This window comes from Nocardia sp. NPDC050712 (genome assembly GCF_040654295.1).
Taxonomy (GTDB): domain Bacteria; phylum Actinomycetota; class Actinomycetes; order Mycobacteriales; family Mycobacteriaceae; genus Nocardia.
Genome location: NZ_JBFAHT010000002.1, coordinates 835,202 through 857,889, shown reverse-complemented (window position 1 = coordinate 857,889; position 22,688 = coordinate 835,202). Strand labels below are relative to the sequence as shown.

21 protein-coding genes are annotated in these 22,688 nt (G+C 69.8%); 6 read left to right on the top strand and 15 right to left on the bottom strand.

Features of this window, described 5'->3' with window-relative positions; all coding sequences use genetic code 11:
- The first annotated feature begins 42 nt into the window (after positions 1-42).
- The gene (locus tag AB0H76_RS14410) at positions 43-1,194 is read left to right on the top strand and encodes a DUF5925 domain-containing protein (RefSeq protein WP_357322665.1); all 1,152 of its coding nucleotides are present in this window, start codon (positions 43-45) and stop codon (positions 1,192-1,194) included.
- Between the two features lie 18 nt (positions 1,195-1,212).
- Here the strand turns inward: AB0H76_RS14410 and AB0H76_RS14405 are convergent, their stop codons facing one another.
- The 5 genes from AB0H76_RS14405 to AB0H76_RS14385 form a co-directional block, all read right to left on the bottom strand.
- Entirely contained in the window at positions 1,213-2,343 is a 1,131-nt protein-coding gene (locus tag AB0H76_RS14405; RefSeq protein WP_357322662.1) for an ABC transporter substrate-binding protein, read from the bottom strand.
- A gap of 30 nt (positions 2,344-2,373) precedes the next feature.
- On the bottom strand, positions 2,374-3,222 hold the full coding sequence (locus AB0H76_RS14400) for an ABC transporter permease subunit (protein ID WP_357322659.1): 849 nt from the start codon (positions 3,220-3,222) through the stop codon (positions 2,374-2,376).
- On the bottom strand, positions 3,219-4,019 hold the full coding sequence (locus AB0H76_RS14395; RefSeq protein ID WP_357322656.1) for an ABC transporter ATP-binding protein: 801 nt from the start codon (positions 4,017-4,019) through the stop codon (positions 3,219-3,221). The genes AB0H76_RS14400 and AB0H76_RS14395 overlap by 4 nt, the downstream gene beginning before the upstream one ends.
- Positions 4,020-4,087: 68 nt before the next feature.
- A complete protein-coding gene (locus AB0H76_RS14390) occupies positions 4,088-5,293 on the bottom strand; it encodes an amidohydrolase (RefSeq protein WP_357322653.1) in 1,206 nt (401 codons plus the stop codon).
- A 25-nt stretch (positions 5,294-5,318) separates the two neighbouring features.
- A complete protein-coding gene (locus AB0H76_RS14385; protein ID WP_357322650.1) occupies positions 5,319-6,062 on the bottom strand; it encodes a sulfite exporter TauE/SafE family protein in 744 nt (247 codons plus the stop codon).
- A 205-nt stretch (positions 6,063-6,267) separates the two neighbouring features.
- On the opposite strand from AB0H76_RS14385, the gene AB0H76_RS14380 reads away from it, so the two are divergent.
- Together AB0H76_RS14380 and AB0H76_RS14375 are read left to right on the top strand one after the other, a co-directional pair.
- Positions 6,268-6,900 carry a GntR family transcriptional regulator gene (locus tag AB0H76_RS14380; protein ID WP_357322648.1) on the top strand — a complete coding sequence of 211 codons (633 nt, stop codon included), beginning with the start codon at positions 6,268-6,270 and terminating at the stop codon, positions 6,898-6,900.
- A 58-nt stretch (positions 6,901-6,958) separates the two neighbouring features.
- Positions 6,959-8,218 (top strand): amidohydrolase family protein, encoded by a 1,260-nt coding sequence (locus AB0H76_RS14375; RefSeq protein WP_357322645.1) that lies wholly within the window; start codon positions 6,959-6,961, stop codon positions 8,216-8,218.
- Between the two features lie 7 nt (positions 8,219-8,225).
- Here AB0H76_RS14375 and AB0H76_RS14370 read toward each other — a convergent pair whose 3' ends face one another.
- Genes AB0H76_RS14370 through AB0H76_RS14350 form a run of 5 tightly spaced genes read right to left on the bottom strand, consistent with a single transcriptional unit; the run spans position 8,226 to position 13,203 of the window.
- Positions 8,226-9,029 carry an ABC transporter ATP-binding protein gene (locus tag AB0H76_RS14370; RefSeq protein ID WP_357322642.1) on the bottom strand — a complete coding sequence of 268 codons (804 nt, stop codon included), beginning with the start codon at positions 9,027-9,029 and terminating at the stop codon, positions 8,226-8,228.
- Between the two features lie 19 nt (positions 9,030-9,048).
- On the bottom strand, positions 9,049-9,930 hold the full coding sequence (locus AB0H76_RS14365) for an ABC transporter permease (RefSeq protein ID WP_357322639.1): 882 nt from the start codon (positions 9,928-9,930) through the stop codon (positions 9,049-9,051).
- Complete coding sequence (locus AB0H76_RS14360) at positions 9,927-10,889, bottom strand: ABC transporter substrate-binding protein (RefSeq protein WP_357322636.1); 963 nt, start codon at positions 10,887-10,889, stop codon at positions 9,927-9,929. The genes AB0H76_RS14365 and AB0H76_RS14360 overlap by 4 nt, the downstream gene beginning before the upstream one ends.
- Positions 10,886-12,091, bottom strand: coding sequence for an amidase family protein (locus tag AB0H76_RS14355; RefSeq protein ID WP_357322633.1), 1,206 nt, complete (start codon positions 12,089-12,091; stop codon positions 10,886-10,888). Before AB0H76_RS14355 ends, AB0H76_RS14360 begins: the two co-directional genes overlap by 4 nt.
- Complete coding sequence (locus AB0H76_RS14350; RefSeq protein ID WP_357322630.1) at positions 12,088-13,203, bottom strand: acetamidase/formamidase family protein; 1,116 nt, start codon at positions 13,201-13,203, stop codon at positions 12,088-12,090. The genes AB0H76_RS14355 and AB0H76_RS14350 overlap by 4 nt, the downstream gene beginning before the upstream one ends.
- Positions 13,204-13,497: 294 nt before the next feature.
- On the opposite strand from AB0H76_RS14350, the gene AB0H76_RS14345 reads away from it, so the two are divergent.
- Complete coding sequence (locus AB0H76_RS14345; protein ID WP_357322627.1) at positions 13,498-14,190, top strand: GntR family transcriptional regulator; 693 nt, start codon at positions 13,498-13,500, stop codon at positions 14,188-14,190.
- A 14-nt stretch (positions 14,191-14,204) separates the two neighbouring features.
- Here the strand turns inward: AB0H76_RS14345 and AB0H76_RS14340 are convergent, their stop codons facing one another.
- The 3 genes from AB0H76_RS14340 to AB0H76_RS14330 are packed head-to-tail and all read right to left on the bottom strand — an operon-like array spanning position 14,205 to position 16,160.
- On the bottom strand, positions 14,205-14,684 hold the full coding sequence (locus AB0H76_RS14340) for a hypothetical protein (protein WP_357322625.1): 480 nt from the start codon (positions 14,682-14,684) through the stop codon (positions 14,205-14,207).
- Between the two features lie 43 nt (positions 14,685-14,727).
- Positions 14,728-15,192: a polyketide cyclase gene (locus AB0H76_RS14335; RefSeq protein ID WP_357322622.1), complete on the bottom strand. Its 465-nt coding sequence runs from the start codon at positions 15,190-15,192 to the stop codon at positions 14,728-14,730.
- A gap of 5 nt (positions 15,193-15,197) precedes the next feature.
- Positions 15,198-16,160 carry a LysR family transcriptional regulator gene (locus AB0H76_RS14330; protein ID WP_357322619.1) on the bottom strand — a complete coding sequence of 321 codons (963 nt, stop codon included), beginning with the start codon at positions 16,158-16,160 and terminating at the stop codon, positions 15,198-15,200.
- A 136-nt stretch (positions 16,161-16,296) separates the two neighbouring features.
- Between AB0H76_RS14330 and dnaE the strand changes: the two genes are divergently transcribed.
- On the top strand, positions 16,297-19,857 hold the full coding sequence (gene dnaE, locus AB0H76_RS14325; RefSeq protein WP_357326179.1) for a DNA polymerase III subunit alpha: 3,561 nt from the start codon (positions 16,297-16,299) through the stop codon (positions 19,855-19,857).
- A gap of 36 nt (positions 19,858-19,893) precedes the next feature.
- Here the strand turns inward: dnaE and AB0H76_RS14320 are convergent, their stop codons facing one another.
- On the bottom strand, positions 19,894-21,243 hold the full coding sequence (locus AB0H76_RS14320; protein ID WP_357322617.1) for a family 1 glycosylhydrolase: 1,350 nt from the start codon (positions 21,241-21,243) through the stop codon (positions 19,894-19,896).
- A gap of 127 nt (positions 21,244-21,370) precedes the next feature.
- On the bottom strand, positions 21,371-22,051 hold the full coding sequence (locus AB0H76_RS14315; protein WP_357322614.1) for a PAS and ANTAR domain-containing protein: 681 nt from the start codon (positions 22,049-22,051) through the stop codon (positions 21,371-21,373).
- A 189-nt stretch (positions 22,052-22,240) separates the two neighbouring features.
- Between AB0H76_RS14315 and AB0H76_RS14310 the strand changes: the two genes are divergently transcribed.
- Complete coding sequence (locus AB0H76_RS14310) at positions 22,241-22,603, top strand: STAS domain-containing protein (RefSeq protein WP_357322611.1); 363 nt, start codon at positions 22,241-22,243, stop codon at positions 22,601-22,603.
- Positions 22,604-22,688 lie beyond the last annotated feature (85 nt).

Sequence of the window (22,688 nt, the reverse complement as noted above, 5' to 3'; positions counted from 1 at the left end):
ATTGGGTGGACCGCCGCCCGGGTCCACCGGATGATCGTCGAAATGACCTCCACACCACCGGAACGCCTTCGGCTCGTCGGCCGCGAGGAGCCGGCCGCGCCCGCGCTCTCGTGGGTGATGAACCTCGACGACTCGGACAACCCGCGCGACATCATCGACGCGCTCGCCCTCACGCCGTACCTGAACGGCGAACAGCCGCACGCGCTCTCGACCGAACTCGAGGGCGTCAAGCCGGACGCGCCGCTCCAGCCCGAGGACGCCCGCGTCCTGCGGACCAGCGACGACGGGCACACCCGGGCCACGCTCGCGGCCGGCGAGGGCTGGACGCTGCGCGTCATCCGCCGGTCCAGCGGCACAGCCACGCTCGACGTCTGCGCGGTGACCCCGGAGCTGGCCCGTACCGTGCTCGACGTGTGCGGCGCCGACGCCACGGTCGAACCCGAGACCGACGCGGCCCAGGTCTCGATGGGCTTCTGGCACAACGGAGCACACGGCCCGCAGCGCCGCGAGCGCGTCATCGCCGCACCCGCCTGGGCCGAGATCGACGGCAACTACGCCACCGAGGTCGGCGCCGCGATGCGCCGGATGATGGCCCTGCGCGCCGAGGACGTGCACGGGCGCCTACTGCTGTTGCACGGCCCGCCGGGCACCGGCAAGACCTCCGCGCTGCGCGCCCTCGCCCGGGAATGGGCCGAGTGGTGCCAGGTCGACTGCGTGCTGGATCCGGAACTGCTCTTCGCCCATCCCGGCTACCTGATGGAGGTCGCGATCGGCGTCGACACCTACGACGAGAGCAAGCGCCGCTGGCGGCTGTTGCTGCTCGAGGACTGCGACGAGCTGATCCGCGGCTCGGCGAAAGAGTCCACCGGCCAGGGCCTCTCACGCCTGCTGAACCTCACCGACGGCATGCTGGGCCAGGGCCGCGACGTCCTGGTGGCGATCACCACCAACGAGAATCTGTCCCGGCTGCACCCGGCGGTCGTGCGCCCCGGGCGCTGCCTGGCGCAACTGGAGGTCGGCCGGCTCTCGGCGGCCGAGGCCACCGCCTGGCTGGCGCGCGAACTCGGCGATCGGCCCGCACCGCCGGTGCCGCCGGAGGGGATGACCCTCGCGGAGCTGATCGAGGCCCGCGAGGAGCGCACCCGCATCGAGGCGCGGCCGATCGAGTTCAGCACCGACGGGGGCTACCTGTAGTCCGGCCGGAAAAGCCGGTCAGGGCGTGGTTTTCAGGCCGATCGCCGGGTCGACGAACCTGTTGGTGACCAGTGACTCGGCGGTCAGCCCGTCGCGCACCTCGGCCCCGCGCCCGCGCAGCAGCGGGGTGACGGCGGCGATGACGCGGTCCACCCGGGCGGTATCGAAGTTGCCCAGGGTGGCGTCGGGGCCGTTGCCGACGATCTGCTCGGCGAGCTGGACCCGGACCGAGTCGGTGTTGCCGGCCGCGGTCATCGGCGGGCCGTCCGGAATGGTCCGGGCGATCCGCAGCAGCGCCTGGTTCACCGGTTCGGGATCGCGCACGTAGTCGATCTGCGCCTGCTGCAGCATCGGCACCAGCTTGGTCAGGCAGGGCGCCAGGCTGTCGAGTTGCCCGGCCCGCACCGACCAGGCGTGCGGGTAGGTCTCGTACCCGGACTTGTGCACGAGCAGCGACCGCACCGGGGCGAGCCAGCCTTTGACGTCGTGTTCCCAGCGGTAGGGCTCGTTGGAGATGTAGCCCTGCTGCATCACCCGGCCGTGTTCGGCGACGAAGCGGCTCGGGGTGCCGTCGAACGACGCGTCGGCCTGCTCGCGTTTCACGTAGCCGGCGGCGACGAGGTAGTCCATGAAGATCTTGCCCTCGCTGTAGACCACGGGCGCGCCGGTTCCGGCCACGTCCTGCCACGAATTCACCTGATAGGTCTCGGGATCCCACATCACGATCTGCGGATTGACATCGAGCGAGGCGAAGACGCCGGTGACCGGGAACTTCGCGGCGGCGCGCACGGCGTCGTCGGTGGGCACGAAGCCCAGGGTGATCGACTGGTCCTGATACATCTGCGCGGGCACCGGCTGGCCGCCGAGGAACGGGCCGCCCAGGCGGACTTCGACATTCACGCCGGTGTCGCCGAGCGGTCCGGTGTAGGCGCCCTTCTTCACATCGACGGTGCCGTCGGGTCCGACCAGCTGATAGGCCGCGGCCCGTTCCGGGGTCGCGAACCAGTCGGTCTGGATGACGATCGTCGACGGGCAGATGCCGGCCAGCGCACCCTGACCGGTCGGCGCCGGTGTGGTGCTGGTGGCCGTGCAGGCGGTGAGGGCGGCGGCCCCGAACAGGGCGGCGGTGGCGAGCAGGTGTTTCTTCACGGGGGTTCCTTGGATCGAGCGAGGCGGAAATCAGTGCCGGGAGCGGGCGCCGTTGGCGCGCGCGACCCGGCCGGCGAGAAAGTCGAAGAACCAGAACAGGATCAGGCCGACCAGCGAGGACATCAGCAGCGCGGTGAGCAGTTCCTCGGTGGCCAGTTGCTGCCGGTAGACGTCGATCATCCGGCCGATCCCGGGATCGCCCTGCCGGAAGAAGAAGTCGGCGACGATCGAGCCGATGATCGCCATGCCGCCGGAGATCTTGAAGCCGGAGATCATCGCCGGCAGCGCGGTGGGCAGCTGGAGTTTCAGCAGGCGCTGCAGGCGGCTCGCGCCGTGCAGGGTGAACAGGTCGTGCTCGGCGGGCGCGACCAGTTTCAACCCGAACAGCGTGTTGGTGATCACCGGGAACAGCGCGACCATCACGCAGACCACGACCCGGCTGGAGAACTCGTAGCCGAACCAGAAGCCGAACAGCGGCACCACCGCCAGGATCGGAATCGTCTGCAGCACTACCGCATACGGGTACAGCGAGTATTCGGCCCAGCGGGCCTGGCTCATCACCACCGCGCAGGCGACGCCGAGCAGCATGGCGATGATCAACCCCGCGAGCGCCACCTGCATCGTCGACCAGAGCGCGGTCAGGATCGTCGTGCGCGCCAGCGGGTCCAGCAGGCCCTTGCTGATCACCTGCTCCGGCGCGGGCAGCAGGAACCGCGACTGTGGTGCGAGCAATCGGTGACTGGTCAGCGTCCACAGCGCCAGGACCGCCACCAAGACCAGCACGGGCGCCACGATCCGGATCGGCGATCCGCGAAACCATTTGCGCTGCCGCGCTTGCGCGGTCGCGAGGTGCTGGGCGGGCACCGGCTGGGCGGTCATGCCGCCACCCGCGCACCGTCGCGCAGCGCGTGCGAGACCTCGGCCGAGAGCGCGGCGAACTCGGGTGTGTAGCGCAGCTCCGCGGTGCGCGGAAAGTCGAAGGGCACCTCGATGTCCGCGGCGACGCGGCCGGGCCGGCCGGTGAGCACCACCACCCGGGTCGACAGGAACACCGCCTCCCCCACCGAGTGCGTCACGAACACCCCGGCGAACCGATCGCGCCGGAACAGCGCGCCGACCTCCTCGTTGAGGTGCTGGCGGGTGATCTCGTCCAGCGCGCCGAACGGCTCGTCGAACAGGAACAGCCGCGGACTCAGCGTCAGGGCGCGGGCGATCGAGGCGCGCATCCGCATGCCGCCGGAAAGCTGGGCGGGCTTGTGGTCTTCGAATCCGGTCAGTCCCACCCGCGCGAGGGCGTCCAGTGCCGCCGCGCGCCGGGTGGCTTTATCGATCCCGGCCAGTTCGGCGGGTAGTTCCACATTGCGCAGCACGCTGCGCCAGGCGAGCAGCGTCGAATCCTGGAAGACGTAGCCCAGCCGGCTCGCGTCGGCGCGCACCCGGCCGCTGGTCGGCTCCTCGAACCCGGCCGCCAGCCGCAGCAGGGTGGACTTGCCGCAGCCCGACGGTCCGACCAGGGCGACGAATTCCCCTGGCCGGACCGCGATGTCGATGTCCGCGAGCGCGGCGGTGCCGTTGCCGAACACCAGCGACACGCCCTCGAAGGCCAGCGCGGGGTCGTTGTTCGTATACGAGTCCTGCCCAGCGGATTGCGAGGCGGTGAAAGCCGTTGCACTCATGGGTTATTTGTACGAGGGCGGCGTTGCCGATCGCGGTCCGGACGATTACGAGCCTGTTTCGTATACGATCAATGTGCGAGGAGTTGCCCCGTGCGGGCGACGACCCGCCCGCGCTTCACGACCATCCGGCGTTCGGCTATCCCGGCTACCGCGGCCGCCGGGGTCTGCGCCGCGACCACCACGAGGTCCGCCGGAGCGCCGGCCGTGAGGCCGTACTCGCCGAGCCCGAGCACCTGCGCGCCGCCGTAAGTCGCCGCGTACAGCGCGAGTTCGAGGTCGGCGTCGATGACCAGCCGATCGCGATTGGCGACCGTGCTCGCCCGCCGCAACATGTCGCCGTCGCCGAACGGCGTCCACAGATCCCGGATACCGTCGTTGCCCAGCGCCAGCAGCGCACCGGCCGCGCGCATCACCCGCACCGGAACCACCGGGGCGGTACCCACCGCGCAGGTGATCATCGCGACGCCGGCCTCGGCGAGTTCCTCGGCGACGCGCCGCTGTTCGTCCGGCGCCTGCTCTCCCATCGCATAGGCGTGACTGATCACGACGCGGCCGGACAGGCCGGTGGCCCGGGTGCGCTCGGCGATCAGGCGGTATTGCCACACTCCGAGCGCGCCCCGGTCGTGCAGGTGGATGTCGATCTTGGCGCCGTAGCGGTCGGCCAGATCGAAGAGCAGATCCAGCTGCGCGACCGGATCACCGTCGTAGCCCGCCGGATCGAGCCCGCCGACCACCTCGACGCCGTCGGCGAGCGCGGCGGCGAGCAACTCGGCGGTGCCCGGGCGCGCGATCAAACCGCCCTGCGGGAAAGCGACCAGTTCCACGTCCACCAGGTCGGCGTTGCGTTCCGCCGCCGCGCGGACGGCCGCCACCCCGCCCAGGCCGACATCCGGATCGATGTCGACATGGCTGCGCACGAACGAGGTGCCGTGCGCGGCCATAATGCGCAACAGGTTCGCGGCGTAATCCGCGCTGGGCAGGCCGAGTTCGGCACGCCGGCGCTCGCCGTTGGCGATGCGATCGGCCAGGGTGGGCCCGCCGCTGGAGTGCGGAACCCAGGGCCCGCCCCACAGCGTCTTGTCCAGATGACAGTGCGCGTCGACGAAGCCGGGCAGCACCAGCGCACCGTCCAGGTCGATCACCTCGCCGCCCGCCGGAGCCGCGAGATCGGCGCCGACAGCGGTGATTCGACCGCCCGTCACCGCGATGTCGGCGACGGCGGGTTCCGCACCCGGAATCCACGGGCGTCCGCCCCGTAACAGCAGATCCGACATAATGGTCCTTTCGGTTGTCGAGAAATCAGGTCAGCAGCATGGCGATGCCAGCGCCGGTACCGAAGAGCACGACGACGGCGCGGAAGACACTGGGGTGCAGCCGGTCCGAGAGTTTCGCCCCGAGCACCCCACCGAGCAGGCAGGCCGGGGCGAGCACCGCCACCGACAGCCAGTGCACGGGCCCGAACAGCGCGACCGCGATCATCGATGTCGTCGCGATCACCAGCGTCAGCGCGCTTTTGAGTCCATTGAGGCTCGCGGCCGAGGCGTCCAGGCCGAAGGCCAGCGCCGTCAGCACGACGATCCCCATCCCGCCGTTGAAGTAGGCGCCGTAGAGCCCGGCGAGGAACACCCCGGCGTAGAGCGTGCGCGGCGAATCCGTCTGCCGCGCGGTCAGTCTGCGCGAGAGCCAGGGTTGCGCGGCGAACAGCGCGGTGGCGCCGAGGACCAGGAACGGCACCACGGCGGAGAAGACCGCGGCGGGTGCGGCCAGCAGCACGACGAGCCCGGCCAGCGCACCCGCGACGGCGGTGCCGGCGAGCCGGGGCAGCAGCGTCCGGAATTCCGCCGCGCGCTTGCGCAATGCCGCCGCGCCGCCCAGGTAGCCGGGCCACACGGCCACCGCATTGGTCACCGTGGCGGGGACCGGGCCGAGGCCGAGGGCGAGCAGGACGGGAAACGACAGCAGACTGCCGCCGCCCGCGACGGCATTGCAGAGGCCGGCGCCGACACCGGCGAGGAGCAGCAGCGTCAACTGCGCGAGGTCCATGGGATCCTTCCGAGATGAGTGGCTGGATCGTATACGAACTTGCGTGGACCGGCCCGGCGAGCCGATCGCGACCTCGGCCACACCAGGGAATCGAGGGCCATGGCGTAGATTCGAGGGCATAATCCACCCCGCCGGGCCGCGTATCGTATGCAACCCGCCCGGCCGCATCGGCGATCGAGGTCTCGTGAGCAGCACCGTCGGGCGGATGACGCCGCAGCAAGTGTGCCGAGCGGTCCGCGAGGACATCATCCGCGGCGAATTCGCGCCCGGGCAGCGGCTGACCGAGGACACCCTCGCCGAGCGCTACGGCGTCTCCCGGGTCCCCGTCCGGGAAGCGCTGCGCCTGCTCGAAGCCGAGGGATTCGCCTGGTCGCGCCCCTATGCCGGGACGTTCGTGGCCGAGCTCACCGAGGCCGAGGCCGCCGATCTGCTGGAGATCCGCGCCCGGCTCGAACCCCTGTGCGCGGCCCGGGCCGCGGTGCGGCGCACCCCCGAGCAGCTGGGCCGGCTCAAGGAGCTCACCTCGCTGGGCCAGGACGCCGTGCGCGAGGGACGCCTGGCCGACCTCACCCGGCTCAACAGCCGGTTCCACGAGGTGCTGGCCGAGGCCTCGGGCAGCACCCTGCTCGGTCAGCTCATCACCCAGCTCAGCTGGAAGATCGCCTGGGTCTACGCCGTGGAGCTGCCGCGCCGGGCCGAGGATTCCTGGCACGAGCACGAACAGATCTGCCACGCACTGGAAGTCGGCGATCCCGACCGCGCGGCGGCCGTCGTGGCCGAGCACATCGCCCACGCCACCACCGCCTATCGCCTGCGCGCACAACCGATCGATCCGTAACGCGCAGGCGGCGGCGCGCGTCATTTCGCGGAAATCTTTGTCTCGTATACAAAGTGACGTGACCGACCTTCTGCTCCGCCGCGCCCGTATCGCCGACGACTCCGACCTCGTGGACATCGCCGTCACCGCGGGCGTGATCACCGCGGTGGGCCGCGTCCCCGACACCCGGGCCACGACCGAGATCGATTGCGCGGCAATGGTCGTCGTGCCCGGGCTGATCGAAACCCATGTGCACCTGGACAAAGCGCTGCTGGATCTGGAGCACGCACCGTCCGAGCCCGGCCTGGCGGCGGCGATCGCCGTCACCGGAGCGCTCAAACGCGGCTTCACCGCGAGCGATGTCCGCGACCGGGCCCGGCGGGTGCTCGATCAGGCAATCGTCAACGGCACCACCGCGATGCGGGTACATCCGGACGTGGACCCGATCGTCGGACTGCTGGGCGTCGACGTCCTGCTCGGGCTGCGCGAGGAGTACCGCGGGCTGATCGACCTGCAAATCGTGGCCTTCCCCCAGGAGGGAATCCTGCGCGCGCCCGGCACGCTGGACCTGTTGCGCGAGGCGCTGCGCCGGGGCGCGGACGTGGTGGGCGGCTGTTCCTACAACGAAGCCACCGTCGCCGACTGCCGCGCCCACGTCGATCTCGTCTTCGACCTCGCGGCCGAGTTCGGCGTCGACGTCGACATCCACGCCGATTTCGCCGACGACGACCGCGACCCGCGATTCGCCCTGGCCGACTACATCGCCGACGCGACGGTGCGCGCGGGCCTGAGCGGCAAAGTGGCGCTGGGCCATATGACCGCGCTGGCCGGCCGCTCCCCCGACCGGCGCCGCGCCACCATGGCCCGCCTGGCGCACGCGGGGGTCGCCGTGGTGACCCTGCCCGCCACCGATATGCACCTGGGCGGGCGCGGCGACACCATCAACGTGCGGCGCGGAATCGCGCCGGTGCGCGAACTCTGGACCGCCGGGGTCACGACGGCCTACTCCTCCAACAACATTCGCAACGCCTTCACGCCCTACGGCAACGCCGATCTGCTCGAGCTCGGACTGTTCCTGGCGCAGACCGGTCATCTCTCGGGCGCGGCCGACCTGGCCCGGGTGCTGGACATGGCCACGGGACAGGCCGCCGCCGTGCTCGGCATCGCCGAGCGGCACGGGATCCGGCCGGGCGCGGACGCCGACCTGGTCGTGCTGTCGACCGAACGGGTGGCCGACGTGCTGCTGGATCGGCCGGACCGCCGCTGGGTGATCAAGGGCGGGCGGGTCGTGGCGACGACGACCCGGGTCAGCGAGATCGTGGCCCGGGTGCCGGCGTGAACGCCGCTCAGACCGCGACGGTGCCGTGCACCAGGGCGTCGATCCGGCGCCGGTAGCCGTTGAATTCCGTGGTGGTGGAGTCGCGTTCGCCGCGCGCGAGATCGACGGTGACGATCTCCCGGATCCGGCCGGGTGTGCCGTGCGCGTTGCCCCCGGCCATCACCACCACCCGGTCGGCCAGGTAGACCGCCTCTTCGATGCTGTGCGTGACGAACACGATCGTCACCCCGGTCTCGCGGTGGATGCGCGCCAGTTCGGTCTGCATCGCGGTGCGGGTGAGCGCGTCCAGCGCGCCGAACGGCTCGTCCATCAGCAGCACCGCGGGATTGTTCGCCAGCACCCGCGCGATCGCCACGCGCTGCTGCATACCGCCGGAGAGCTGGTGCGGGAACGAGGCCGAGACCCCGGCCAGGCCCACCACCTCGAGCCAGCGCGCGGTGCCGGTCGCGATCTCGTCGCGCGCGACCCGGGCCTGCTTGGGACCGTAGGCGATGTTCTCGGCCACCGTGAGCCACGGGAACAGGCCGTAGTCCTGGAACACGACGCCCCGGTCCGGGCCCGGCCCGGTGATCGGCTCGTCGCCGACGGTGGCGCTGCCCGCGGTGGCGGTCTCGAAGCCGGCGACGATCCGCAGCAGCGTCGATTTGCCGCAGCCGCTGGCCCCGACCACACAGACGAATTCGCCCGCGGCGATGTCGAGGTCCAGGCCGGACAGGGCGGGACCGGACGCGCCGGGGTAGGTCTTGGCGAGTCCGTCGATCACGAGCCGCGCGGGATGGCGCGGGCGGCGGCGAGTGGAGTAGATCTTCACTGACGATCCTGTCTGTAGGTCACGGCAGCAGTGGCCGCCGGCCGGCGCAGAGCCGGACGAGGAGCACGAGCAGCCGGTCGGCGAGGAATCCGGCCAGGCCGATGACGATCATCACCGCGATGATCAGGTCGGTGCGGGACTGTTCGCGGGCCTGGGTGATCAGGGCTCCGAGCCCCACCCGGATTCCGACGGTCTCCCCCACGACGAGGATCACCCAGGAAAGCCCCAGGGCGATCCGCAGGCCCGCCACGATCTGCGGGATCGCCGCCGGCAGCACCACTTTGTAGAGCGTGTGCGCGGGGCGGGTGCCCAGCATCGCGGCGGCTTCGAGCAGGCGCGGCGGCACCGACCGCACACCGGCCAGGGTGTTGAGCAGGATCGAGAACACCGCCGCCAGGAACACCAGGAAGATCGTGGACCGATCGCCGAAGCCGATGATCAACAGCGACAACGGCGCCCACGCGGTGACCGGGATCGGGCGCACCAGGTTGATCGTCGGCTCCAGCAGCCGGTACACCGGCGTCGAGCGGCCCATCACGATGCCCAGCGGGACCGCGATCGCCACCGCGAGCGCGAAGCCCTGGACCACGCGGATCGAGCTCGCGTACAGATGCACCCACAGGGTGCCGCTGTAGGTGTCCCCGATCAGGCCGCCGACGGCGAGGTCGGCCAGCCGCCGGCCGACCTCGAGCGGTGTCGGCAAGAACTGCATCTGAATGCCCAGGGGCAGGGTCCAGCCGCCCGCGACACCGCGATCCCAGAGCACGGCGAGCAGAATCGGCACCGGCAGCGCCCACAGGACCGCGCGGACCCGTACGGCCAGTCGGCGGACCGCACCGGGTGCCGACGCCGGCTCCGCCACCGCGGTCGGCTCCGCCGGGCGCAGTGTCGAAGCCGTCATCGGGCGATCCCCGCCCCGGCGAGGAAATCGGCGTCGATCAGGGTGGTCAGATCGGGGGCCTTGGCGATCTGGTCGAAGGCCCGCATCTGCTCGGCCAGCGCGCCGACCTTGGCCAGATACGCGTCGTCCAGATCCCAGCGCAGCCAGACATTCTTGGTCGCGGTCTCGGTGACCGCGCGGTCCAGCCCGAAGGTGGTGACCAGTCCCTCGACCCAGGCGCTGTGATCGCTCTTCATGAACTCGATCGCCTGCGCGAAGCTGCGCACCGTCTGCTGCACCCGGTCCCGATCCCCGGAGGTCAGCGCGCCCCGGGTGCCGAGCACGATGTTCACCCCGCCGATCGGGGTGTCGTAGGGCGAGACGATCGGGCGGGCCCCGGCCAGTTGCACGATCGAGGGCGCGGTCTCGGCGCTGAGGAAGGCATCGATGCGACCGGACTTGTAGGCGTTGGCCATATCGGCGTAGCCGAGATTGACCAGCTCGACGTCGGTGGCCGGGTCCAGGCCGTGCGCGCGCAGCGTCAGCTTCAGCAGGATCTCCTGCGAGGAACCGGCCGGGAAGCCGATCTTCCTGCCGCGCAGCCCCTCCGGGCCGCCGATCTCGGGCTTGCCGACGAAAGCCGAGCCGCCGTCGGCCGCGGAGGCCACGATCCGCACGTCCTGGCCCGCGGCGCTGCCGGCCAGCATCGACGGCGCCCCGAGGACGCCGAAGTCGATGGCGCCGGAGGCGAGGGCGTTCTTGATGTCGGGCGAGTTCTCGAACAGCACGATGTCGTAGGTCGTGCCTTCGGGCGCGAAGCGCTGCATGAAATACGGTGCGTACAAATGCGGTTGGCCGCGCAGGGTCCCGATGCGCACGGTGGCCGGGTCGCCACCGGCACTGTCGGGCGTCGCGAGGCAGGCGGTCAGGCCCGCCGCCGTCAACAGGGCGACGAGCAGCGCCGTGAGCAGACGTTTCATGATATTTCCTCACTGCTGGGTGGTGCGGGGTCGAGCAGATGCCCGAGGCGCCGCGCGGCCAGGCGCAGCACCATCCGATCCCGATCGGCGGGCCCGAGCAGGCACAGCCCCACCGGAATGCCGCCGATGCGGGACCACGGCACGGTGACGGCGGGCAGTCCCGCCAGCGCGGCCAGGCAGGTCAGCCGTAGCGTCCGGACCCGAATCACTTCGTGGACAGCGGGTTCGGCGGCCCGGTGCGGTGGCAGCGCCGCCGTGCTCGGCAGCACCAAGACTCGATCGCCGAGCGCGTCGCGCAGCCGGTGCCGCAGGCGCGCGAGCGTGGTCCGTGCCTGCTCGGCCTGTCCCGGATCCACCGTCGCCGCGTAGGCGAAGCGCGCGGCGACCTCGGGTTCCAGGGACCGTGGATGTCCGCGGATCCAGGGGCCGTGCGCCGCCCACGCCTCGGCCGCCTGGACCGTGCGAAACGCCGCGAGCCCCGCGTCGAGGTCGGCGCGCAGCGCGATCGGCCGTGCGCCGAGCTGTTCGGCGGCGGACCGGACGGCGGCGGCGATGGGTGCGTCGGCCTGCGCGCACAGTTCCGGGTCGACGACGAGTTCCGGTGCGGCCGTGTCTACTTCGCGGTCGTCCAGGAGGCAGTCGCCGACTGCGGCCAGCGTCGCGGCGTCGCGGGTGAGCCAGCCCACGGCGTCGAAGGACGGGGCCAGCGGCAGCACTCCGGTGCGGTCCACGCGTCCGGTGGTGGTTCGAATGCCCCACAGGCCCTGGTAGGCGCCGGGGACCCGGATCGACCCGGCGGTATCGGTGCCGAGCCCCACGGTGACCTCGCCGCGTGCGACGGCGACCGCGGACCCGCTGCTGGAGCCGCCCGGAATACGCTGCGGCGCAGCCGGATTCACCGGCATGCCGTAGCCACCGTTACCGCCGGTGATGCTGTAGGCGAATTCGTCGGTGTGCGCGAGACCGGTGATCTCCGCGCCCGCCGCCAGCAGCGCCGCAACCACGGTCGCGTGCCGGGCCTCGGGGGCGCGCTCGGCCAGGAAGTCGCGTACCCCGGCGCCGATCGCGAAGCCCGCGACGGCGTAGAGATCTTTCACGGCGACGGTCTGCCCGGCCAGGGGCCCGGATCCGGTCGCGGGCACCAGGGGCGAGCCGGTGACCCGCCAGACGGCTCGGTCGCGCCGCACGGCCGGGGCGGTCATCGTGCGCGCTCCAGGATCAAGCGGCCCAGGTCGGACTGCGCGGTGTGCGCGAAGTCGCGCACCCGGATCCGCCCGTGCACGCCGCGCACCAGGTCCACCGCCTGGGAGATGGTGAAATCGGTTGCCGCGCTGAGGTACAGGTACGCCGCACGCGGGTCGGCGTCGAACAGGGCCCCGAGCAGATCGACGGCGTGGCCGACACAGTGCGCGAGGGCGACGTCGAGATCGGCGTCCATCCCGGTGGGAACGACGAGCCCGTGTCCGGCCGCGAACGGGCCGACACCACCGGGCAGTGCCGCGCGGACCCGCTCGGCCGGGACGAGGTCGAAGGTCAGCGTGGCCCGCAGCGGCGCTTCCAGGGCGGTGAGGGCGACTTCGCCGTCACCCTGGGCGAAATGCGGGTCCCCGATGTAGAACAGCGCCTCGGGCACCTGCACCGGCAGGAACAGCGTGGCGCCCACGGTGAGCAGCTTGATGTCGATATTGCCGCCGTGCGGGCCGGGCGGGACCGAGTTCACCCGGTCCTCGGTATCGGTGGCCACGCCCATGATGCCGAGGAACGGAGCCAGCGGGAAGGCGGCGCGGCCGGGACCGATCGGCATTGTGCCGCACCAGGTCTCATCGATGCGCTCGACCCGGCAGAACTGTCCGTAGTCGGCATCTAGCGCGTGACTCCCGGCGAGCACACCGCGGCCGTGCCGGGTCGAGATCACGCCGTAGGGCGCCCGCATCGCCAGGTCCTCGACGCGCACGGCCAGCAGATCCCCCGGCCGGGCGCCGGCCACAGCGATCGGCCCGGTGACGATGTGCGATCCCGCGCCGGGCTCGCGGGTGCGGCGCGCCACCACCTCGACGGTGTCGGTGAGTATTTCGGCCGGGTCGACGCCGTGCGAGCCGAAGTAGGCCACCGGATCCGAGCCCTGGTCGGCGAGGATGCCTTCGTGGCTGATCGTGTCCAGCACCAGCGTCGCGCCCGCCTCGACGGTGGCCACCGGCCGGTCGCCGCGCCGCGGCAACCGGCCCCACAGCACCCGGTCCGGTTCGGCCGGTAGGTAATTCGTTCCAGCGGTGATGCCGTTGCCGGACTGGAGTGCCGGAAATGCCGGTGCCACTTGCGATCTCGTCAACGGATCACTGCCCTCTCCTCCGGTCCGGCAGATTGGTCGGACCACCGATGCACCGACCGTATAGTGGTATTCCACTATTTGCGCGCCCGGGAACAAGGCGTAACGGACGCTTTACGACGCGGCAATAAAGCGCCGGTGAACTCCCGGTTCGCAGTGCACCAGAGCAACATTCGCGGCCCGCGTGCACAATTGAGCCGAGGCTCGGGCACGCCGTGCCGCCGACCGGCGATCGAAGTGGTCGGACCAATCAGCCGCCTGCGTACCGAGAGGAACCCGAGCGTGACCGATACCGCGATACCTCCGCTGCGCCGCCGCACCGGCAGTGTCGGCGCCGAGATCGCCGCCCATCTGGCGCGATTGATCGCACAGGGGCACCTGCGCGCCGGTGATCGGCTACCGCCCGAACGGGAGCTCGCCGCCTCGCTGCGGGTCTCCCGCTCGTCGTTGCGGGAAGCCATGTTCGAACTGGAGACCAAGAAGCTGATCGAGCGCCGGCAGGGTCGCGGCAGCACGGTCGCCGAACCGCCGCGCGGGGCGGTGGAGCTGGCCGGTGGCCTCGGCGACCTCGACGCCGAGCTCGGTCACGCCCTCGAGCTGCGCGACCTGGTCGAACCGCGCATCGCCCGGCTCGCCGCGGCGCGCGCGGCCGAATCGACCCTGCTCTCCCTCGACGAGGTGCTGGCCCACGCCGGCGAGCAGGTCGGCGCCGAGGAATCGATGGCGCTCGACGTCGAATTCCACACCCTGCTAGCCCATACCGCGCAGAATCCGCTGCTGGTCACCTTGAGCACCATGACCGCCGAGTGGACCCGGCACACCCGCGTGCTCTCACACCGGACGGAACTGGGACGCCGGGTCTCCGCACACGGCCATCAGCGCATCCTGCACGCCGTGCGCGCCCACGACCCCGAGGCGGCCGGCGCGGCGATGGAACTGCACCTGCGCGAGGTGCGCCAGATCAGCGGACGCTGACCGGCCGGCGCCGGTCAGTGCTCGTCGGCCAGGTCCTCGCCGACGACGGCGCGGGCCCGGTCGGCGTCGTGCCACTCGCCGACGTACTTCTCCTGCTGCTCGATCTTGCGCTGGTACCAGTCCAGGGCGCCCTGCTTGCTCATGCCGAGCGCGCCCCCGATGGCGGTCCAGCTGCCGCCGGTCTCGCGAATGTCGCGCATGACGGCCCAGCGGCGGCCGATCAGCAGGTCGATCAGGCGGCGGTTGGATTGCAGCGCCTGGGTGGCGGTGATGACGGACAGGCCCGCCAGCTCCGCGCAGAGCCCCGCGCGTTTCTCCTCGGTGGCGCTTTCCGCGTCGCCGATCTTGTCCAGCACACCGTGCAGGAACTGGACACGGTGATAGGTGTTCCACAGCGCGAACAGCGCGTGTTCATCGCCCGATTCGAGGACCGCGTCGACATCGGTACCGATTGGGAGCAAGGCATCGACTATCTCGAAATGCTGGTATCCCATCCGGCAAGTTTACTTGACGACAAGTTTTCTTGACGCCGACGAACTATCTCTGCACGGTGCGGGCGAGGATGCCGAGGGTGGCCCGCAGGGCCGACTCGGGAATGATCGGGAAGATGGCCGCCTCCCGGTAGCGCGGCGCGATCTTGCTCCAGTCGTAGTACGAGGTGACCAGCGTGCCGGCGCCGCTGGGCGCCAGCCGATAGCCGTACCGGTGCTCGATCGGCGGCTTGATCGTGCCCACGATCGTCCATTCCAGCTGCACATCCTGCTCGAACGCCGTAATGACCACTGTCACATCGTATTTGCCCATCGGGAGGTCGTTGAGCGCCTCGCGATCCATGTGCACGACGAACTCGTCGCCGACCCCGGACACCGGCTTGCCCTCCGCCGATTGCAGCATGCCCGAACTGTCGATCGCCACATGCCCTTCGGGCGAGCACAGCAGCGTGAAGATGGCCGCGGGCGCCGCGGCGACCTGTCGCTGGACCTCGAACCGTTCTACCGTCATGTCCTTCACCCTCGCACGAACAACGCGCGATCCGGCGCCGGTATCCACATCTGGCCGGGCACGGTGCCGGCGTAGCTGTCGGCGAGGAAGTCGATCAGCGAGCTGAGCTGCGGATGGTTCGCGCTCGTCGCCCGGCACAGCAGCGCCATGGGGTAGGCGGGCGTGGGATCGACGACGGGGATGCGGCGGATATTCGGATGCCACGGGGTGGTGGTTCCCTCGCCGCCGAAGGTGACCAGCGTGGCCGAACCCGCGATGCGGTCGATGATTTTCGCGAACCCGATGCCGTCCGGATGCCGATCGGTATCGATGGTGACGCCGCAGTTTTCACTGAGCCTGCGATAGAAATCGCCCACCTCCGAGTCGAATCCGGCTCCGGGCACCCAGGCGGTGAGCCCGTCGAGTTCCGCGAGCCCGACATGGTCGCGGCCGGCCAGCGGATGCCCGGTGCCGACGAGCAGATGCAGGGCATCGAGGTAGGCGGGCAGCGCGGTGACATGGGCCGGCAGCGGATGGCCGGGCCAGTCCGCCCGGGCGAAAGCGACGTCCACGCGGCCGTCGATCACCGCGTTCCGCGATGTCGTCGACGGGCCCATCATGAGGAGTTCGACCTCGGCCTCCGGGTGCTTCTCGAGGTAGAAGCGCATCAGATTCGCGTCGGCGATCTGCGCCCCGTGCACCGCCACCCGCAGGACCTGTGACTCGAGCACCGCCGACACCGCGGCATCGGCCGAGGCGAGGACCGAGCGGGCGTGCGGCAGGAAGCGGGCGCCCTGCGCGGTCAGTGCGACGCTGCCGATCCGCCGTTCGAAGAGCCGGGAACCGAGTTGGCCTTCCAGCTTGGCGATCCGCTTGGACACCGCCTGCTGACTCACCCCCAGCACCGACGCGGCCAGACCGAATTGGCCTTCGTCGCTGATGACGACCATCGCGCGCACCGCGGCCAGATCCAGGTCCAAGCCCGCCACCTTCTCTCACATCTATTGGTTGTCGGTCACCGCGTGTCGCTTGTTCGACACAATGCCACTCTAGCTGGTCATATACCTGCCAATCAGCCGAGTTCCCAAAGGGATTCGACAACCAATACGCGTCCCATGGGTGGCAATCGTGGCTTCGTTCGTTCACTTGCACAATCACACCGAGTACTCGATGCTCGACGGCGCGGCGAAGGTCGGACCGCTGTTCCAGGAGGCCGCACGGCTCGAGATGACCGCCCTCGGCATGACCGACCACGGCAACATGTACGGCGCGAGCGAGTTCTACAACGTGGCGAAGAAGCAGGGCATCAAGCCGATCATCGGGATCGAGGCCTACATCGCCCCGGGATCCCGGTTCGACACCACCCGCGTCACATGGGGCGACCCGGGCCAGAAGTCCGACGACGTCTCCGGCTCGGGCGCCTACACGCACATGACGATGCTGGCCGAGAACGCGACGGGCCTGCGGAATCTGTTCACCCTGTCCTCCCGGGCATCGCTCGAAGGCCAACTCGGCAAGTGGGCCCGGATGGACGAGGAGATCATCGCCGAGCACCACGCGGGAATCATCGCCACCACCGGCTGCCCGTCCGGGGAGATCCAGACCCGGCTGCGGCTCGGCCAGGATCGCGAGGCGCTCGCGGCCGCCGCGAAATGGCAGGAAATCTGGGGCCGGGACAACTTCTTCCTCGAGCTGATGGATCACGGTCTATCGATCGAACGCCGCGTCCGCGCCGGCCTGCTCGACATCGGCAAGCGACTCGGCATCGCGCCCCTGGCGACCAACGACTGTCACTACGTGACCAAGGACGCCGCCGCGAATCACGAGGCGCTGCTGTGCATCCAGACCGGCAAGACGCTCTCGGACCCGACCCGCTTCAAGTTCGACGGCGACGGCTACTACCTCAAGTCCGCGGCGGAGATGCGGGCGCTGTGGGACGACGAGGTCCCCGGCGCCTGCGACAGTAGCCTGCTCATCGCCGAGCGGGTCCAGTCCTACGACGACGTGTGGACCCACCGGGACCGGATGCCGATCTTTCCCGTCCCCGACGGCCACACCCAGGAGTCGTTCCTGCATCACGAGGTGATGGCGGGCCTGCGGAACCGCCGATTCCCGCACGGTCCGGTGCCGGCGGAGTATCTCGCGCGCGCCGAATACGAGATCGGCGTCATCAACGACATGGGCTTCCCCGCCTATTTTCTCGTGGTCGGCGACCTGATCGAGCACGCCCGCACCGTCGGCATCCGGGTCGGCCCCGGCCGCGGTTCGGCGGCCGGATCGCTGGTCGCGTACGCGATGGGCATCACCAACATCGACCCGATCCCGCACGGACTGCTGTTCGAGCGATTCCTGAACCCCGAGCGGGTGTCGATGCCCGACATCGACATCGACTTCGACGACCGCCGGCGCGGCGAGATGGTCCGCTACGCCACCGACAAGTGGGGCAGCGACAAGGTCGCCCAGGTCATCACGTTCGGCACCATCAAGACCAAGGCTGCGATCAAGGACTCGGCGCGAGTCCTGTTCGGCCAGCCGGGTTTCGCCATCGCCGACCGGATCACCAAAGCGCTGCCGCCGCCGATCATGGCCAAGGACATCTCGGTCGCCGGCATCACCGACCCCGGCCACGAACGCTATCGGGAGGCCGCCGAGGTCCGGGCGCTGATCGAGGCCGACCCGGAGGTCGCGCAGATCTACCGGACGGCGAAGGGCCTGGAAGGCCTGATCCGCAACGCGGGAGTGCACGCCTGCGCGGTGATCATGTCGTGCGAACCGCTGACCGAGGTGATCCCGGTGTGGAAACGCGCGCAGGACGGCGCGATCATCACCGGCTGGGACTACCCGTCGTGCGAGGCCATCGGCCTGCTGAAGATGGATTTCCTGGGCCTGCGGAACCTGACGGTGCTCGGTGACGCGGTCGACAACCTGCGCGCCAACCGCGGTATCGACCTCGACCTCGACACCCTCGCCCTGGACGACGCGGCGACCTACGCGATGCTGGCCCGGGGCGACAATCTCGGTGTCTTCCAACTCGATTCGGCGGGCATGCGGGAACTGCTGCTGCGCATGGCCCCGACCGAGTTCAACGATCTCATCGCCTCGAACGCCCTGTACCGGCCCGGCCCGATGGGTGTCGGCGCGCACTGGGCCTACGCGGACCGCAAGAACGGCCGCGAGGCCGTGACGCCGATCCATGCCGAACTCGACGAACCGCTGCGCGACATCCTGGGTGAGACCTACGCGCTGATCGTCTACCAGGAACAGATCATGCAGATCGCCCAGAAGGTGGCCGGCTACACGCTCGGGCAGGCCGACCTGCTCCGGCGAGCGATGGGCAAGAAGAAACCCGAGGTACTCGCTGCCGAGTTCGAGAACTTCCGCAACGGTATGCGCGCCAACGGGTACAGCGACGAGGCGGTCACCGCGCTGTGGGAGGCCGTGCTGCCGTTCGCCGGCTACGCCTACAACAAGTCGCATGCCGCCGGATACAGCCTGGTCATGTACTGGACCGCCTACCTCAAGGCGAACTATCCCGCCGAGTACCTGGCCGGTCTGCTCACCTCGGTCTGCGACGACAAGGACAAGTCGGCGATATATCTGGCCGACTGCCGCGCCCGGGGCATCACGGTGCTGCCGCCGGACGTCAACGAGTCGGTCGCCGACTTCACCTCCGTCGGCGCGGACATCCGATTCGGCCTGGGCGCGGTGCGCAACGTCGGTGCCGCCGTGGTGGAGTCGATCATCGCGGCTCGCTCCGAGCAGGGGAAATACACCGGCTTCTCCGACTACCTGAACAAGGTCGACGCGCACGTCTGCAGCAAGAAGGTCACCGAGTCACTGATCAAGGCCGGAGCCTTCGACTCGCTGCGGCATCCGCGCAAGGGCCTGTTCCTGGTGCACGCCGCCGCGATCGACGCGGTGATGGGCACCAAGAAGGCGGCGGCCCGCGGCCAGTTCGACCTCTTCGGCGGCGGCGACGACGCCGTTGCCGCGGTGTTCGAGGTGAAAGTGCCCGACGAGCAGTGGGACGCCAAGCAGCAGCTGGCCCTCGAGCGGGAAATGCTCGGCCTCTACGTGTCCGGGCATCCCCTCGACGGGATCGCCGCGGCGCTCACCGCCCGGACGAACACCTCGATCGCCGCCGTCAACGCCGGGAAGGTCCCGCACGGCCGGCAGATCGTGATCGGCGGCATCGTCGCCGCGGTGGACCGGCGGGTGAACAAGAAGGGTGAACCGTGGGCCATCGTCGAGATCGCCGACCTCGACGCCGCCACCGAGATACTCGTCTTCGCCGCGGCCTACGCCGGTTTCCAGCACGCCCTCATTGAGGACGCCATCCTGCTGGTCACCGCAAACGTCTCCCTGCGCGAGGGCCGCAGGTCGGTCGTCGCGATCGATATCGCCATGCCCGACTTGGGCAATGGTGGCGCGCCGTCGGCCCCGATCACCCTCACCCTGCCGGTCCAGGCGTGCACGCCCCCGAACGTCGAAGCCCTTCGCGACGTCCTACGGCGTCACCCGGGAGACATCGACGTGCGCATCGATTTCCGGGGAAAGCAGACGACGACGCTGTTGGCGATCGACCCGCGGTTCCGAGTACACAAGAGCCCTGCCCTCTTCGGTGAACTCAAGGCCCTGTTCGGAGCCGATTGCCTGACAGCGGTCGCCGTTTCGGGACACCCGTGATCGGTTGTCGGGCGGGAACTGGCCGTAACGCCCAGGTCAGGGCGCCGCCACCGGGGTCAAGCAGCTGGCCGGTGGGTCGACCAGGATGCAGAGGACCGGGCCGCGGGTCGGGCGGTAATCCGCGGGGACGCCGCCTTCGCCGACGAGCTGGGTGTAGGTGCCGACCGCGTCGGTGGGGCGGCGAACCAGGCCCGGATCGGTGCGCACGTCGACGGTGTAGAGACCGAAACGGGGTGTGTAGCTACCCCACTCGTAGTTGTCGGTGATGCTCCAGTAGTTGTAGCCCATGACGTTCATACCGTCGGCCCGGGCCCGCTGGATCCAATAGACGGTGTCGCGCAGGTGATCGCTGCGGGAGTAGCCGTCGGCGCGGGGGCGGCCGTTGTCGGTGGGCATGCCGTTCTCGACGATGTAGAGCGGTTTGTCCGGGAAGCGGCGCGAATAGTATTGCAGCGCATAGTAGATACCCTCGGTGCGCAAGGGCAGATCCCAGATGTTCTGGCCGGGCAGGTTCGGAATCGAGGAGCCGAGGGCCCGGGTGATGGATCCGAGCAGTGACTGCGCCGGGTCGAAACCGAAGTAGTAGTCCACGCCGACATAGTCGAGCCGGTTCGCGACCCGGTCGAGGAAGCCGCCGTTGACCTCCCCCTCCGCACCCGCCACGTAACCAACGTTGCTGGTCACCTGCGCGCCCGGCTGAACCTGATGGATGTAGTCGTAGATGCCGTTGTGCGCCTGGGCGATTCGATCCTGCATCTCGCCCGCGTCGGCGGCGCCACGCCGGACCTCGTGCGAGATGTAGGCCGCGGGCTCGTTCACCGCGACCCACAGCGGATTGCGGGCGGCGTAGCGGTCGACCACCGTGCGCATATTGGTCAGCCAATCCTCGACCATGCCCGGATTGCGCCAGCCGCCGCGATCCACCGCCCAGCCCGGATACACCCAGTGGTCCAGGGTGATCATCGGCCGCATCCCCGCCCGCACGATATCCGCGATGACCGCGTCGTAGAAGCGCAGGGCCTGCTCGTCCCAGACCCCGGGCGCCGGCTGCACTCGGGCCCACTCGATTCCGATCCGGAACACCCGGACACCGAGCGCGGCCGCCAAGTCCACGTCCGAGGCGTGCCGGCTGTAGAAGTCGGCCGAGTCGCCGAGCGCGTCGTAGTCGGGATGCGAGGGAATGTAGCGCGTCCAATTGCTGTCGGGCGCATGTCCTTCGGACTGGAACCCCGAGGCGGCGACGCCCCAGAGGAAGCCGGGATCGACCGGCGCTATGGCCGCCGCGGCCCGAATCGGCGGTACCGCCTGAGAGTTCGTGCATAGCAGCAGAGTCGATGCTGCGGCGGCGAGTACAGCCAGGGCCTGTCTACGAAACTGGAACCGCATCACCTCAGGGTAACGAGGGCGTTCTGTCGCCGTGCCGTTTGCGTAATAGCCCCACGCCGCTACCGCTCCGTCGGTTACAGTGCCCGGCTCCGCCAGGGCCGCACAGGTTTTCGCCCGCGCCGGGGCGCTAGCTCTCCTCGGGTACCTGGCGGTGAATCCCCAGCAGGAGCCGGTCGAACGCCGCCACCGAACTCGGCGGGGTCGGCGGATTCTTCTGCACAGCGGCGATCAGCGCCTCGGCGATGTCGCGCAGTTCGGTGCCGGTCTCCTGGGACCGCCAGGTCAGCAGCCGGAACGCCTGATCGGCGGTGATCGAGTACATCAGGATCAGCACACCCTTGGCCTGCTCGATCACCGCGCGCGCCTCGACGACCTCGGGCACCACCGCGTCCAGGGTCTGGCGTTCGGCGTTGTCGATGGCTTCGCTCAAATCGATGTAATAGCCGCGCGTCCCGACCGCGTTCCCGCCGGCGTCCAGGATCCGCTCGGAAACGATCATCACCTGGTGCTCGTCGCCCGCGGTGTCGAGGAAACGGTGCTGACTGGAAAACGGCTGGCCTTCGCGAATCGAGCGGGCGATGGATTCGGCGACCTGGTCCCGGTCCTCGGGATGTTTGTGCGCCAGCAGCAGCTCGGTCGTCGGCTCGACTACACCGGGGCGGTAGCCGTGCATGATGTACACCTCGGGTGACCACTCCCAGCGCTGGGAATCGAACCAGAACCGGAAGGTCCCGAAACCCGGCCCGCCGGCACCGGACAGGTGCTCGGTGCGCGTCGGGTCCTGGCCGGGATCACTTGTTCCTGTCACGCCCGCGATTATCGCGCCCGCCGCCACGAGATCAGGTTCTTCGCCCACCGATGGCGTGGCGCGGCACCGTGACGTGCGGTTTCGTGACCGCAGGTGTGAGATCGGGCCGGATCGGGAACGCCAGTGGACAGGCGGCAACGGTGCCGGGAGCGGGGGTCACTGCGACCAGGAGAACTGACGATGATCCTTATGGCAGACAGGCTGACGATCAGAATCGAGGATGCCCACGACTACGGGCCGGTCCTGGTCGTCGCAGGCGAAGTAGACACGTATACGGTGCCCAGATTGGCCGAGGCACTGGCCCGGGCCCTGGATGAGCGACCGGCTCGGCTGGTGGTCGACCTCAGTGCGGTCTCGTCCATGAGCTCGGCGGGCGTCGAAGCGCTGACCGCCGCTCATGCCGCTACCGGCCGGAACACCCTGTTCGCTGTGATCGCCACCGGCACCGCGTTGCGGCCCTTGCAGGCGACCCACACCGATGCCACCATCGCGATCTACCCTTACCGCGCGCTGGCGTTGACGTGCACCGCCGCCGCGCTCGCCGCCGCCTGAACCGCTAGGCCCAGCCACATTTCTTCGAAGGCACCCTGACCCGTCGCGCGAAAAGGCGCGATATCGCCCTCGGGACCCGGGGCAC